The sequence below is a fragment of the Lujinxingia vulgaris genome (assembly GCF_007997015.1).
GTDB classification, from domain to species: domain Bacteria; phylum Myxococcota_A; class Bradymonadia; order Bradymonadales; family Bradymonadaceae; genus Lujinxingia; species Lujinxingia vulgaris.
This window is the reverse complement of the sequence record NZ_VOSM01000007.1, coordinates 95,745-110,385: the sequence shown is the minus strand read 5'-3', so window position 1 is coordinate 110,385 and position 14,641 is coordinate 95,745. Positions and strand designations below refer to the sequence as shown.

Sequence of the window (14,641 nt, the reverse complement as noted above, 5' to 3'; positions counted from 1 at the left end):
CCCGCGAATGTTTCGATTTTTCCCAAAAAGATCGAGTCCCGTCAGACTACCTGCCGGGCATGGCGGGCTTCAACCTTCCCGGCCCCCCGGCCGGCGCCAACCCCGACGTAAATCGACAAAAGCCCTCCGAAGCCCATTACGCCGTGAGCTATCATTGACGCTGTGTCTGCTGCATTGAGAGCACCGCGGGCTGCGTTGCAAAGCCTCGACGATGCTAAAGCATCGCCTGCGTTTTGCGCCTTGCCCGCGTCACACTCAATCTCGCATCCACCAGCGTCAACTTCTGCTCACAGCGTAGTAAGCCCCCCTTCGTCAACGCGACGAACACCTTCCGAAGCCCTCAAAACCCCCTTCGTCGACGCGACGAATACCCCCTTATGGGTAATTTTAGCCGCTCGTCACCTCGACGAAGCCCTTCCAAAGCCCTTAAGCACCCCTTCGTCACTTCACAGAATACCCCCTTATAGGTAATCGCAGCGCTTCGTCGCGTCGACGAACACCGCCCAGAGACCTTCAGCGCCCCTTCGTCACCACTCGCCAGGCATCACCCTGTGTACACGCCGGTTCCCTTGATGCTGGCGAGCGCGACCGCTACATTCGCGGCGCTGCTGAGTCGTCTACTACCAACGCCGCCGACCCGCTCGGCGCCGCAAACGGGAGCCCCCGATGGCCAAACTCTGGAAAAAACCCACCCGCACCTCCTCCTGGCGAAAGCTCTCGGTGGGCATGTGGAACCGCCCCTCCGACCCGACCGTCTACGGCCATGAGACCCACCCGGCCGACAAGATCCTCACCTACCTGGAGGAAGTCAGCGAGTATTCTGGCCAGAAAGTCACGATGACGGCGTATCTGGTCAAATCGATGGCGATCATGTTCGCGCTCTACCCCGAGCTCAACGTGATCGTGGTGGGCAACCGGGTGTTGCAGCGCGAGAACATCGACATTTTCTGCCAGGTGGCGGTGGCCGGCGGCGACGGCAAAGACGCCGATTTGAGCGGGGTGAAGATCCGCAACGCCGACCGCCTCTCGATTGTCGAGATTGCCGAGTACCTGCACAGCCGCGCCACCCGCGTGCGTAAGGGGCAGGACGAGGAGATCGAGCAGACCAAGTCGATGATCGATAAGATTCCGCCGCTGCTGCTCCCCTCGGTGATGCGCCTGGTCGATATTCTGACCTTCGCGGTGCCCATTGACCTTGGCAAGCTGGGCATTCGCGACGATCCCTTCGGGAGCGGCATGGTCACCAACTGCGCGCCCTTTAACATTCGCCTGGGGCTTGCGCCGCTGGTGCCCGCCGCGCGCACCCCGCTGGTGCTTTTGCCCGGGGCGGTCCACAAGGCCCCGGCGGTGGTCGATGGCGAGGTGAAGGTGGCCGACGTGATGAGCGCGTCGTTCACGCTGGATCACCGCTGCTACGACGGCTACCACATCGGCAAACTCGTCACGACGATGCGCGAATGCCTGATGGACCCGGCCTACCACCACCCGCCGGCCGAGAGCTTTAAACGTGGCGGCGCGGAAGCGGGAAAGCCCGAGGCACCCGCCACCGAGAAAAAGGCTGAAAAAGCGCCGGCCGACGCGCCCAAGCGGCGCACGCCCGAATCTTCGGCAAAAACCCCGGCCTGATCCTACGCCCGGCGTCTCTTCCCCGGGCGGCGCTCACCAGGCAGGTGAGCGCCGCCCCGGCATAAAGCACGCGGCCTGCGCTGTTTGGTGGCAGGCCGCGTGTTTTGTTTCCACCACCAGGGTTTAACGTGCGCTCACCTCTCTCAACGCTCTTCCCGCTGATGCTGGCGGCGCTCCTTGCCGCCGGCTGCTCCTCGCCAGTCGACCCCACCGAGGGCCCCGACGCCTCCACGCCGGGCGATGCCGACACCACCGACGACGCCGGCGACACGGCTACCGTGTGTGTGCCCGGGGAGGCGCGCTGCGACGACGCGGTGACCCTGGAAGTATGCCGCGCCGACGCCACCGGCTGGGAGACCACGGTCTGCGAGGGGGAGCTTCGCTGCGACGCGGCCTCGGCCCGCTGCACCGACCAGCTCTGCGAGCCGGGCGCCTTTGACGCCTGCACCGACGAGGGCCTGCAGCGCTTCTGCAACGCCACCGGCACCGCGTGGCGCGAGGCCGAATGCCCCGGCGGCGCCACCTGCGAGGAGGGCCGCTGCGGCCAGCCCGAGTGCCAGGCGGGCATCAACCGCTGCCTGGGCCGCGACCAACTCGAGGTCTGCAACGAGGCCGGCGCCTACGTCCCCGGCCAGCGCTGCCCCACCGGCACCGAGTGTTTTGACGGGGCCTGCGAGGAGCTCTGCGAGATCTCCACCAAGGTCTCAAGCTACATCGGCTGCGAGTACTGGTCGGCCGACCTCGACAACTTCGAAGAAGCCTTGAGCCAGCCCCACGCCATCGTCATCACCAACCCCAACGAGGAGCTCGATGCCCGGGTGCGCCTCTTTGAGGGCGCCACCAGCCGCGAGCTGCTCAACGACAGCCAGGGCCTGCCTTTTGATACGACCATTCCCCCGGGAGAGGCGCGCATCTTCTCGATCCCGGTGGGCTACGACCACAGCGGCACCCGCGTTTTTGACGATCACGCCATCCGCGTTACGAGCTCCATCCCGGTGGTGGCCCACCAGTTCAACCCGCTCAACAACGTGGATGTCTACTCCAACGACGGCACGCTGCTGCTTCCCACCAACTCGGTGGGCCGCGAGTACTTTGGCATGAGCTGGTACTTCCGAGGGGGCACCACGCGCATCCGCGGTTATCTGACGATCGTCAACTCCACCAACCAGCCCAACGAGGTGCGGGTGACCCCCTCGGCCGAGGTCATCAGCGGGCCGGGCGTGCCGGCGATCCCCGCCGGTGAGGAGCGGGTCTTTACCCTGGCTCCGGGTCAGTCGCTGAACCTGTCGACCTCAGGCGTGGAGCTCAGCGCCGCGCAGCAGGAGGGCTGCCTGGCCTCCCCCGACGGCCCGCCCGAGCAGACCTCCCCCTGCCCCGACTTAACCGGCACGCATATCATCGCCGAGCAGCCCATCACCGTCTTTGGCGGCCACCAATGCGGCAACGTCGTGCTGGGTGTGAACCGCTGCGACCATATCGAGTCGGTGCTGCTTCCGGTGGAGGCCTGGGGCACCCGTTATGTGGGCTCCAAGTTCAGCCCGCGTGCGGTGGGCTCCCAGCCCGAGCCCGACATCTGGCGCGTCATCGCCTCCGAAGACGGCACCCAGATCCAGACCGACCCGCCGATTGACGGCGTGCACGGCCGCACGCTTCAGGCCGGCGAATGGCGCCAGTTTGAGGCCCGCGAGCATTTTGAGCTCGGCGCCAGCAAGCCCGTGGCGCTGATGCAGTACATGGTCGGCTCCAACTGGCTGGGCATCCCCCGCGAATGCGACGAGGGCATCGACTTCAACAACCCCACCGGCATCGGCGACCCGGCGATGTCGGCGGGCGTGCCCACCGACCAGTTCCGCGACAACTACATCGTGCTCACCCCCCAGAACTACGAGCGCGACTATCTCAATGTGATCGTGCCCACCGGCCAGGAGGTACGCATCGACGGCGAACCCATCCCCGCCTCCCGCTGGGAGCTCGTGGGAAGCCGCGGCCGCTTCGAGGTCGCCACCCTGGAAGTCGACGCCGGCTTCCACACCCTGAGCGCCGACGAGCCTTTCGGTGTTGTGGGCTACGGCTACGCCTGCCACGTCTCCTACGCCTCCCCGGGCGGCCTGAACCTGGAAGCCGCCAGCGATCGCTAATTTCCAATTTTTTTGTTCAGGGATCGGAAGCCGTCTTGCTCTCATCCCAGGGCCTGACACGCCGTAAGCCTATCTTGACGGCGTTCTACGCAGCCTTTCTCCCTGATTGAGAAAACTCCCTGATCGAGAAAATTAGCAGCCGCGGGAGGCCATGATCTCGCGGACGTCGTCGAGGGGGAGCGAGGGTACATAACGGCCCAGAAAGCCCGACATCGACTCGGCGGCGAAGAGGCTGTTGACCACGGCCTCTTCGGTGGCCTCGATGGCGGCCTCGTAGAGGTCGCGGGTGTGCTGGTCGTGCAGGTACACAAGCGAGCCGGTCCAGCCTACGGGGTGGCGCGGCACGATGTTGGTGGTCGAGAACCCCAGAATTATCTCGCCGGACCCGTGTGCGGCCATGCTGCCGACACGGCCCAGCCCCAGCGCGCAGCGTTTGGCGACGCGCTCGAGTTGCTTGGGCAAAAGCGGCGCGTCGGTGGCAAAGACCACGATGATGCTGCCGTAGTTCACCCGGCGGCGGTCGTAGCCCTCGTAGTCGCGCTCGAGCACCTGGCCTACGGGCACCCCGGCGATGCGCAGATCGTTCATCACCCCGAAATTCGACTGCACGAGCACCCCGAGGGTGTAACTCATCTCCGGCGGCCCAAAACGGCGTGAGGAGGTGCCCACGCCGGCTTTAAAGTCGCAGGTGATCATGCCCGTGCCGCCGCCGACGTTGCCCTCGCGCACTTTGCCGCCGCGCGCGCGGTCGAGGGCCTCGTAGACGTGCTGGGCGCGCAGGTGACCGCCGGCGATGTCGTTGAGCCAGGAGTCATCGCACTCGCCAACAAGGGGAATCGGCACATCGCCGCGGCGGCCAATCTCGGGGTGGCGGCGCACCATCCACTGCACCACCGCGTCTTGCACCACGCCCACGCTCAAGGTGTTCGTGAGGCAGATCGGCGTCTCAATCAACCCCCACTCGTTGACCTGCACAAGCCCCGAGACCTCGCCAGCGCCGTTGAGCGTAAAGCTCCCGCCGATGACGCGCTCCTCGTAGGGGTTGTCGTTGGGCAAGATCGCGGTCACGCCGCTGCGCACCTGGCCGTCGTAAGACATCAGGGTGCGATGCCCCACCTTGACCCCGGCCACGTCCGTAATGGCGTTGAGCGGCCCACAGGGGAGCCTCCCGATGCGCACGCCGGCCTCCCGCGCCCGCGGCCTTCGGCCGCGGGGTCTGACGCTAACCTGCTCGCTCAACCCACGGCCTCCCCCAGGCCCACGCCTGCCGCCAGAGTGGAAAGCGGCACCACGCCGGGCATTGCCTCTTCGGGAAAGCCCATCCGCGTGAGCGCCGCGCGCATCAGGTGCCCCACCAGCGTCTGGTAGGTCAGACCGGCCGCCGAGGCGATCAGGCACACATCGCTGTAATCGGGGGTAAGCCCGGGGAGCGGATTGACCTCCAGAAAGTGAATCGTGCCGTCTTCGGCCAGACGAAAGTCCACCCGCGCCAGATCGCGAAGTTCCAGCGCGCTGAACACCTCGCGGGCGCGGCGCGCCAGGCGCTCAGCCAACTCCCGATCAATCGGCGCCGGGCAGAGGTAGCGGGCCCCGGCCACGATCTCCTGTTTGATCTCATAGCTGTAGACCGGGAACGCCCCGGCGGCCTCATTAAACGCCACCTCCAGCACCGGCAGCACACAGGGCTCCGCCCCGTTCCCGACCACCGCCACCGTAAACTCTCGCCCGCTGATGTAGGCCTCGACGAGCGCGGGCTGATTGTAGCGCTCGCGCAAATGACGCACCCGCGCGCGCAGCGCCTCCTCATCGTGCACCACCGCGCCCTCGCCAATGCCTTTGCTCGACCCTTCACAGGCCGGCTTGACGATCAGCGGAAAGGTCAGCGCGGGGTTAAGCGGCTCATCGGCCGCGCGAAACACCTGGAACGCCGGCGTATCCAGCCCGGCCGAGGCCACAAGGCGTTTGGCGAGCACTTTGTCGAGGGTCAGCGCGATCGATACGGAGTCGCTGCCCACAAAGGGAATCCCGCGGTACTCCAGCATCGCCGGCACCTGGCTCTCGCGGCTGCGCCCGTGCCAGCCCTCGGCGATGTTGAACACAAGGTCGGGCGCCACCTCATCGAGGCGGGCGGGAAGATCGGGGCCAGCCTCGATGGGCACGACCTCGTAGCCCCAGCCCTGCAAGGCCTCCACGATCGCCGAGATCGTGCGCGGCGAGTCGAACTCGGCCTCCTGATCCCCGGCGATGCCGCGTTTGACGTTGTAGGTAAAGGCCACGCGCAGCGCGCGACCACTGCGCGGCTTAACCTGGCTCCCCGCCCCCAAAAAGCGCTGCAACGCGACCTGATCGCCCTCAATGACGACCACCTCCGCCTCCCCTTTTGCCTCAACACCTACCTGCCCCGAGGCGGCCTGCTCCGGCGCTGCGCCGTCGCGAATCTCCACCTCAAAGCCCTGCTCCACAAGCACCTGAGGCACCTCCGGAGCGCGTCGTCCCGTGATCAAAATCATGCGTGTCTCCCCTGCGGCCAGACCGTTCATTGCCCGCGACACAAGACTGCTTCGCGTGGCGCGATCTTGCGCTCGCCAGGGGCGCGGTCAATCCCCCACCCCGCATTTTTCGCGCGAAAGCCGGTGATTAAATTCTTTATTAAGTTCAATACGTTAGAGCCCGCGGGGCGATGCGAACCCGCGGCGCTCTCAAAACTATTTTGAGGGGGACGAAGATGCCACGTCACGCTCCGATCGTGATCGCCACGCTCTGCTGCGCGCTGCTCGCCACACAGGGCTGCGCCAGCGCCCCGGCCGAGCCCGAGGAGGTGCGCTGCGAGGAGTGCATCCAACCCCCGCTGCGCCGCGCGGAGCTGCTGGTGCACCTGGCCGCCGAGCAGGCCACCATCGCCCAGCGCATGAGTTATAAGGGCACGATGCCGCCTCCCATCCGCGAGGTTGCCCACGGCCCGCGGCCCGAGCATCCCTGGCGAGAGCCCGACGTGCTCAGCACCGCCCAGACTACCTACGAGGGGCGCCTGGGCTGGCATACGGTCGCCGTCGATCCGGTCATCACCGAGGGCATCGCGCAGCGTTCGCTGCGCGGCCGCGATACCCACGCTGCCCACTGCTTCTTCGCGGAGCGGCCCAACGCCCGCAGCCCCATCTTCGCACTCTTCGCCAGCCACGACGCCCGCCGCGGCGACCGCCTCTACGTGGGCCGCCACGATATGGACCTGGCCACAGTCGAGATCGCGCTGGAGGAGCGCGGCCCCATCCGCGTGTTGCGCACCGAGCAGCTCTGCGCCTTTCGTCCCGATAACAACCTAAACGGCGCGATGATCCTCAGTTACACCCGCCAGGATTTAAGCCCGCCGCATAACGGCCCCTTTTACGGCGTGCTGCTTGTGAGCCTGAGCGACGTGCGCCACACCACTGGCGAGACCACCACTGTGGAGGTCGAGAACGCCGGTGGCCGCTTTGGCCAGGCCGCCGAGCTGCGCGAGGTGGCCGTCGAGCGTTATGAGGCCCCCACCGCACGCCTTCTTGGACCCTTCAAAGATCCCGTCGCCGCGATGGCTGCCGCCGAAGAGCACATCCCCGCCGGACGCTTTCGCCTGCGCCCCGAACATACCTTTGTGCGCATGCCCCCGCAGAGCTACCTCGACGCCACGAGCCCGGAGTTCTGCCCGGTGCGCGCCAACTGCGAGAGCGAGGAGGCGCCGGCCAACGCTACCGCCGAAGGCTCTTCCGACACCGCGGTCGAGCCGGCGTCGGCCACCAGTGTTGAAAATGCCGAAGACGCCGACGCCCTCACACCGGCCCGCTCCGACACACCGGCCGACGAAAAAGACGCCGAAGACGCCTCCCACGAGGCCGACGAACCACCGGTCAGAAAGGCGCCGGCGCCGCGGGTCGCTCCCGACACCCCCGCGCCCAGCTCCTCTTTCCCCACCCGACGCTGACCCCGGCCCCGGGGCGAGCTGAATGTGCAGGTGGGCAGCGCGGCGAATGCGTTTATACTACGCGCCCTCGCTGCCCTGCCCCTTCTGCCCCCTGCCTCACCCATGACCCTCCCCGATCTCGACCTTCTCTTTGAGCGCGCCGCTGAGCTTCGCCGCCAGGGCCCCGCCGGCCGCTACGCCCCCAGCCCCACCGGCGATCTGCACACCGGCAACCTGCGCACCGCGCTCGTCGCCTGGCTGCAAGCCCGCCAGGCCGGCGCGCGCTTTGTGATGCGCATGGAAGATCTCGACCAACCCCGGGTGCGCGAGGGCAGCGCCGAGAAGATCTTAAGCGATCTTCGCTGGCTCGGCCTCGACTGGGACGAAGGCCCCGACCTCGGCGGCCCGGCCTCCCCTTATAGCCAGTCGGAGCGCGTGGGGCTCTACCAGGCCGCGCTGCTTCGCCTGCAGGCCCGGGGCCTTGTCTACCCCTGCTACTGCTCGCGCAAAGACATCGCCGAGGCCGCCAGCGCCCCTCACGGCCCCGGCGGCATCATCTACCCGGGCACCTGCCGTCACTTAAGCGCCTCCGAGCGCGAAATCCGCCAGCAGGAGCGCCCCGATCGCCCCCCCGCCTGGCGTTTTGTGGCTGGCGAGCGCGAGGTGCTTTTTGACGATCTCATCTGCGGCACCCAGCGCCAGCACCTGGCCCGCGACGTCGGCGACTTCGTGCTGCGCCGGGCCGACGACATCTTCGCCTACCAACTCGCCGTCGTCCTCGACGACGCGCTGATGGGCATCACCGACGTGGTGCGCGGCGACGACCTGCTCGACTCCACCGCTCGCCAGATCGCGCTCTTTGAGGCCTTTGACCAGCCGTCTCCCCGCTTCTGGCACGTGCCCCTGATGCGCGATGAGGCTGGCGAGCGCCTCTCCAAGCGCGACGGCTCCGACGCCCTCGATGTGCTGCGTGAGCGCGGTCTCGACGCCCCGGCGGTCATCGGCCTGCTGGCGCACAGCCTGGGCTGGGTGGCCGAGGGCGCGCGCCTCTCCGCCACCGAACTTCTCCAGGAGCTCTCCGCCGACGCCCTGCGCGATCTTCGCGATCACCCCGAGCGCCACTGAACTTCGCAACGTCGCTTATTCTCACGTCCACCCCCCGGTTGTGCCCGGCGCCCCCGCGATTAGATTGGCCCCCGCCAACCCAGATGATTCCCCATGCTTTTACCCGAGGTGCTCATGCGCGCGATCAACCCCACCACCGAAGAGCTCATCGCCGAGTTCCCCGAACACACCAACGACGAAGTCGTCCAACGCCTCAACGCCGCGCGCGAGGGCTTTGAGCGCTGGCGTCACACCCCCATCGTCGAGCGCGCACGCCACTTCCGCCTGCTGGCCAACGAGCTGCGCCGCGGCATCACCCACTTAAGCCGCCGCATGACCGATGAGATGGGCAAACCCATCACCCAGGCCCGCGCCGAGGTCGAGAAATGCGCCTGGGCCTGCGAGTACTTTGCCGACCACGCCGGCACGCTGCTCGAAGCCCGCCACATTGAGACCGAGGCCTCCGACTCCTACGTCACCTACGAGCCTTTAGGCGTGGTGCTGGCGATCATGCCCTGGAACTTCCCGCTCTGGCAGGTCTTCCGCTTCGCCGCACCGGCGATGATGGCCGGCAACGTCACCCTGCTCAAACACGCCTCGAGCACCCCGGGCTGCGCCCGCGACATCGTCGAGCTCTTCGACGCGGCCGGCTTCCCGGCGGGCACCTTCCAGCATCTTTTTCTCAACAACCGCAAAACCGAAGAGCTCATCCGCCACAGCGACGTCGCCGCGCTGACCCTGACCGGCTCCACCCGCGCCGGCCGCGCCGTGGCCTCGGTCGCCGGCGAATCGCTTAAAAAATGCGTGCTTGAGCTCGGCGGCTCCGATCCCTTCGTGGTGCTCGCGGACTGCGACCTCGACAAAACCGTCGATAAAGCCGTGCAGGGCCGCTTTCAGAACAACGGGCAAAGCTGCATCGCCGCCAAACGCTTCATCGTCGAAGACGCCATCTACGACGAATTCGTCGCGCGTTTTAAAAGCGCCATCGAAGCGCTCAAGGTCGGCGACCCGCATGACGAAGACACCGACGTGGGCCCCATGGCCCGAAAAGATCTTCGCGATGAGCTTCATAAACAGGTCAAACGCAGCCTGCGCCAGGGCGCGCGCTGCCTGGTCGGCGGCGAACCTCTCGACCGCCCGGGTTACTTCTACGCCCCCACCCTGCTTATCGATGTGACCCCCGAGATGCCCGCCTTCGCCGAAGAGACCTTCGGTCCGGTCGCCGCCGTAGTGCGCGCACGCGACACCGACGAGGCCATTGAGCTCGCCAACACCAGCGACTTCGGTCTGGGCGCCAGCATCTGGACCAGCCGCAGCCGCGGCCACAACCTCGTCGGGCGGCTGCGCGCCGGCTTTGTCGCCGTCAACGAGATCGTCAAAAGCGACCCGCGCCTGCCCTTCGGCGGCATCAAAGACTCCGGCTTCGGCCGCGAACTCGCCGCCGAGGGCATCCACGAGTTCACCAACATCAAGACCATCTACGTGGCCTGACGCCCCCCGAAGATGTTGAAAGCTAAGCCCCGTCGGCCGAATCAGCCGGCCTGCCCGTGCTCCAGACGCATCCGCACCAGCAGATCGTGGAGCTCGGGCTTGCCGCGCGGCTCTTCGGGAAGATCGCTATGAAAACGCGCGTCGTCGAGCCGTCGCATCAGCCGGCGAAACTCCCCCTCGTAGAAGCTCATATCGGCGTCTTCCATCAGAGTCTCCTCCGAGCCGTGCAGCTTCAACGCGATCAGATCCCCCAGGTAAGGCAGGCGGTAGCGGTGGTTCAGGCGCATGATATTGGCCTCCACCTCACCGGTCTCCATCAGGTTGAGCCCGGTCAAAAGCGTGCGAAACACATAAAGCAGTGGCTTGAGCTTTCGCTGCTTCTCAAACACTGCCCAGATCTTCTGGGCAAACCCGCGATAAGCATGCCCGTGGTTGCTGGTCAGACACTCCCCGGCGATCTCCCGCAGCTCATCAAAATACGCGGTGCGATGATGAATCAGCGGCGAGTAGATCTGCTCGAGCACGTTGGTATTTCGCTTGAGCAAAAGCGTGAAGTACTTGTGAACATCGTGCGAGACAAAATCGATCTTCTCGCCATCGACCGACTCCATCAGCTCCAGCGTCTCGCGCTCATTGTAGAGGCCGACCACATTCTCCAGCGGAAGAATATGCGCCCCGCGGATGTCATGATCGGAGTCAAAGGAGGGAAAGCCGTAAAGATGGCTCCCCACCACGCTCGCAAAGAGCATCGGGTAGGGCTGCCGAGCGAGGACTTTTTTGACGATCTGATCTTGCGCCACCTGCATATCCAGCGCTCCTGGGCGTGCGTAAAAGGTCTGAGTCGGGCTCGTCATCTGCCCCTCTATCGTCGCACAGAACGCCCGCCTCAAACAATCGCATTCCTTGCCAGACGCTCCCCCGTTACGAAGTCACACAGTGCAGGGGCTGCGTTCGCACCACCGCCAGCGCTCCCCCACGAAGTCGACGTAGATTGAGGCAGCTATGAGATCGATCCGCATTGAAGTCCGCGCCGGCGTCAGCGACCTGAGCGCCGCGGCGTGGGACGCCATCGCCAGCATCACCAACCCCTTTGTCAGCCACGCCTTCTTGAGCACCCTGGAGCGCTCCGGCTGCCTCGATGAGGCCAGCGGCTGGGTCCCCCAGATCCTCTGCGCCTTTGACGATGACGATCAGCTCATTGGCGCCGTCCCCCTCTACCTGAAGTTCCACTCCCGCGGGGAGTTCGTCTTCGACTGGAGCTGGGCCGAGGCCGCCCACCGCGTGGGCATCCCCTACTACCCCAAGGCCGTGGCCGCCGTGCCCTTTAGCCCGGTCAGCGGCGCGCGCGTGCTGGTCGCCCCCGATCACCCCGACGCCGGCGCCATCGCCCGCGCCCTTGTCCAGGCCGCCATTCAGCTGGCCGGTGACGCCGGGCTCTCCTCGCTGCATTTCAACTTCATTCGCCCCGAAGATCGCGCCCTCTTCGAAGACCTCGACCTGCCGATCCGCGCCGGCATGCAATACCACTGGAAGAATCACTCCCCGCTCCACGACGCCCCCTTTGAAGATTTTGACGACTTCCTCAAAGCCTTTCGCAGCAAACGCCGCGCCTCGATCCGCCGCGAGCGCCGCGACCTCTCACGCGAGGGCGTCAACGCCCGCATCCTCCAGGGCGACGCGCTCACCGAGGACGTGATGCGGCGCATGTTTCGCTACTACGCCAACACCGTCGACGCCCATGTCTACGGCCAGCGCTACCTCAACGAGCGCTTCTTCATCGAGATCGCCCACAGCCTGCGCGAGAATCTCCACCTGGTGATGCTCGAGCAAGACGGCGCCCCCTTCGGGGGCACCTTTAACCTGGCGGACATCACCCATCTTTTTGGCCGCTACTGGGGCTGCGAGCGCGAGGTGCGATTTGCCCATTTTGAGGCCTGCATCTACGCCCCCATCGAGTGGGCTATCGCCCACGGCATTGAGGTCTTTGAGCCCGGCGCCGGCGGCGACCACAAGTACGAACGCGGCTTTACCCCCTCGCCCACCTACAGCGCGCATTACATCGCCGACACACGTCTGCGCGCGGCAGTACGCGACTTCGTCGAGCGCGAACATCACGCCGTCGACGCCCACATCGACGAGCTGCGCGAGATGGGCCCGCTTAAAAACGGTTGAGCGATCATCGCCCCCGTTGACGCCCACGAGACGAAGTGTTTGGCCAGAGAGGCGCTCTTCGATTAGCCTGCACCTCTCAGCTGTCTTCTCCAGCGACCATCGTCCATCGCGATGATCGCGATTTACCTCCTCTTCGCCGCTCCGATGGCTCACCCATGACACACGCCTTTCTCACTCGCCATGCTCCGATCGCGCTCGGACTCGCCATACTCAGCGCGCTGACTCTGAGCGCCTGCTCCTCCGACTCGGCCGTGAGCTGCAGCGACGACACCGAGTGCTTCACGGGAGAGGCATGCAACGCCGGCATCTGCACCCCGGTGGAAGAGGATCCGACGCCGGATACAGGCGATGACGCCACCGACAGCGACCTCGACACTGGCGATACAAACCCCGCCGACCAGGACGCTGCTGACGCCGACGTAGACGCGAGCGCTGACGCCGACGTAGACGCGAGCGCTGACGCCGACGTTGAGGTCGATGCCGGCCCCATCGACCCGCCCGAACTTCCCGAAGATCCCTTCGGACGAGATGAATGTTCACAACACAACCACTGCGGCGGCTGTGACCCACTCAACGTCATTGGAACTCCGGGCGATCACAACCCCGACAACGGACAGAGCCTGGTCTGCACGGACTTTGCCGAGCTCACCTGGCTCTCCCCCATCCCCGACTCCCTTGAGTTTCGCTTAAGCTGGGACCACCCCGCTCTGGTCGGCAACCCCATGGGCGCGCGCGCCGCGATCATCCTCTGTCGTGAGGACGCCACCGGCTTTGGCGACACCGAGCGCTGCCTCTTCACGCGTCTGGGCGCTGCGCTCAACGAAGATGCCTTTGCGCCGATCCATGTCGACATCGACCGCACCGCCCCTCTGGAACATCAACTTAACCTGCGCTACCCGCCGATCGAACGCCTGCACGTAGGCGTGGCTTTTGTGGAGAGCCGCGACAACCTGCGCGCCATTCGCGCCGAACTCACCGCCGACGTCTACGTGCACATCCCGGAAACCGACCCCGGGGCCGAGCCCGACGCAGGAGACGCAGAAACGGGAGTTGGTGTTGAACCGACCTTCTACCCCCGCTTCTACGAACACGGCTGGCTGGGGCGCCCCGGCGACATCTGGTACGCCGGCGTCATCGACTGGAGCCAGGAGTTCCCCAACGCCAAATACACTCCGCGCGGCGCGACCTACGACCACGATCGCCGCTGCCGCACGAGCGTGCACCAGCGCTGCGGCTCCTCCGATCGTTTCTTCAACGCCAGCTCGATCAACATCTGGAACTTCGAGCCCTGAGCGCTCCCCTGGCGAGTGTCACTTACCAGGACACATCCTCTCCCTCCTCCCTCACGCCCATCCCATCGATGAGGTGATAGCGCAGCACCTTCAGCTCGACCGGCGTGAGCGGCAAGAGCTCAACTCGCCGCTTTTTATAACTCAGCACCGCACAGGCATCGCTCTGCTCAATTCGCACGCGCAGCTCATCTCGCTGAGCGCGCACGCCCCCGAGCCGGGTGCGCCCCTCCTTGAACCAGAACGAGTCGTCCTTAATCTCGAGTCGACGCGGCGCGGTCCACTTTAAGATGTGGCGCAGCGCCGAGAACACGCCTCCCAACGCCGGCAAAAAACACCCCAGCCCCATCGCCAGAAAGATCAGGCCGGTATCTCCTTCGACCGACGTCCCCGGCATGAGCTGCAGTAGCCCGAATCCCACGATCGCCAGTACAATCAACCATCCCCCCTGCTCCAGGGCGCGACGCGTCACCCGGGCCTTAAGCACCCGCATCATAGGCGGTCGATACACCAGGGAGAGCGCCTCGCCGCCCGGCGCCCGATCGATGCTCAGCCCGCTCGAAGGCGGCAGCGCATCTATTTTCGCCGCGAGCGCCTCGCCATCTTGCGCGCGATGAGGCTCGATCCTCTCCCAGTCGTCCCAGATCGCCATCCCGGGACTCTTCGTCTCAGCCCCCTCACCTGGCGGCTCCTCTGCGTTCACCCGATGCCTCTCTTCTTCATGTACTGAAGCCATCAACCTGCCGTATTCATCTCGTCGAAACCGGGCCATGCCCCCGGTCACACGAGGAAAACCCCACAGTGGAAGTGTCACATACCCTGACACCTTCCCTTTTTGGAAAGCCACACCCCATCCTCTATTCTTTAGAGACTCGGTCAACGTTTCT

At 65.7% G+C, this 14,641-nt stretch carries 11 protein-coding genes; 7 read left to right on the top strand and 4 right to left on the bottom strand.

Annotated features, from left to right (window positions below; genetic code table 11):
- Nucleotides 1-666: 666 nt before the first annotated feature.
- Together FRC98_RS14450 and FRC98_RS14445 are read left to right on the top strand one after the other, a co-directional pair.
- Nucleotides 667-1,626 (top strand): 2-oxo acid dehydrogenase subunit E2, encoded by a 960-nt coding sequence (locus FRC98_RS14450; protein WP_146982146.1) that lies wholly within the window; start codon nucleotides 667-669, stop codon nucleotides 1,624-1,626.
- A gap of 128 nt (nucleotides 1,627-1,754) precedes the next feature.
- Nucleotides 1,755-3,764 (top strand): IgGFc-binding protein, encoded by a 2,010-nt coding sequence (locus FRC98_RS14445; protein WP_146982145.1) that lies wholly within the window; start codon nucleotides 1,755-1,757, stop codon nucleotides 3,762-3,764.
- A 132-nt stretch (nucleotides 3,765-3,896) separates the two neighbouring features.
- On the opposite strand, the gene FRC98_RS14440 is transcribed toward FRC98_RS14445, so the two are convergent.
- Both FRC98_RS14440 and FRC98_RS14435 read right to left on the bottom strand, forming a co-directional pair.
- On the bottom strand, nucleotides 3,897-4,943 hold the full coding sequence (locus FRC98_RS14440; protein ID WP_230467634.1) for a DmpA family aminopeptidase: 1,047 nt from the start codon (nucleotides 4,941-4,943) through the stop codon (nucleotides 3,897-3,899).
- Nucleotides 4,944-4,999: 56 nt separating this feature from the next.
- Nucleotides 5,000-6,274, bottom strand: a complete 1,275-nt coding sequence (locus FRC98_RS14435; RefSeq protein WP_230467633.1) for a D-alanine--D-alanine ligase family protein — start codon at nucleotides 6,272-6,274, stop codon at nucleotides 5,000-5,002.
- Nucleotides 6,275-6,489: 215 nt separating this feature from the next.
- Between FRC98_RS14435 and FRC98_RS14430 the strand changes: the two genes are divergently transcribed.
- The 3 genes from FRC98_RS14430 (at nucleotide 6,490) to FRC98_RS14420 (ending at nucleotide 10,293) form a co-directional block, all read left to right on the top strand.
- Complete coding sequence (locus tag FRC98_RS14430) at nucleotides 6,490-7,719, top strand: hypothetical protein (protein WP_146982142.1); 1,230 nt, start codon at nucleotides 6,490-6,492, stop codon at nucleotides 7,717-7,719.
- Nucleotides 7,720-7,821: 102 nt separating this feature from the next.
- Entirely contained in the window at nucleotides 7,822-8,823 is a 1,002-nt protein-coding gene (gene gluQRS, locus FRC98_RS14425) for a tRNA glutamyl-Q(34) synthetase GluQRS (protein ID WP_146982141.1), read from the top strand.
- Between the two features lie 93 nt (nucleotides 8,824-8,916).
- Nucleotides 8,917-10,293 (top strand): NAD-dependent succinate-semialdehyde dehydrogenase, encoded by a 1,377-nt coding sequence (locus tag FRC98_RS14420; RefSeq protein WP_230467632.1) that lies wholly within the window; start codon nucleotides 8,917-8,919, stop codon nucleotides 10,291-10,293.
- 41 nt (nucleotides 10,294-10,334) lie between these two features.
- Here FRC98_RS14420 and FRC98_RS14415 read toward each other — a convergent pair whose 3' ends face one another.
- On the bottom strand, nucleotides 10,335-11,147 hold the full coding sequence (locus tag FRC98_RS14415; RefSeq protein ID WP_230467631.1) for a nucleotidyltransferase domain-containing protein: 813 nt from the start codon (nucleotides 11,145-11,147) through the stop codon (nucleotides 10,335-10,337).
- Nucleotides 11,148-11,295: 148 nt separating this feature from the next.
- Between FRC98_RS14415 and FRC98_RS14410 the strand changes: the two genes are divergently transcribed.
- Nucleotides 11,296-12,465, top strand: coding sequence for a GNAT family N-acetyltransferase (locus tag FRC98_RS14410; RefSeq protein WP_146982140.1), 1,170 nt, complete (start codon nucleotides 11,296-11,298; stop codon nucleotides 12,463-12,465).
- A 155-nt stretch (nucleotides 12,466-12,620) separates the two neighbouring features.
- Nucleotides 12,621-13,757 carry a hypothetical protein gene (locus FRC98_RS21600; RefSeq protein ID WP_230467630.1) on the top strand — a complete coding sequence of 379 codons (1,137 nt, stop codon included), beginning with the start codon at nucleotides 12,621-12,623 and terminating at the stop codon, nucleotides 13,755-13,757.
- Between the two features lie 22 nt (nucleotides 13,758-13,779).
- Here the strand turns inward: FRC98_RS21600 and FRC98_RS14395 are convergent, their stop codons facing one another.
- Nucleotides 13,780-14,406, bottom strand: a complete 627-nt coding sequence (locus tag FRC98_RS14395; RefSeq protein WP_146982137.1) for a hypothetical protein — start codon at nucleotides 14,404-14,406, stop codon at nucleotides 13,780-13,782.
- Nucleotides 14,407-14,641: the final 235 nt, after the last annotated feature.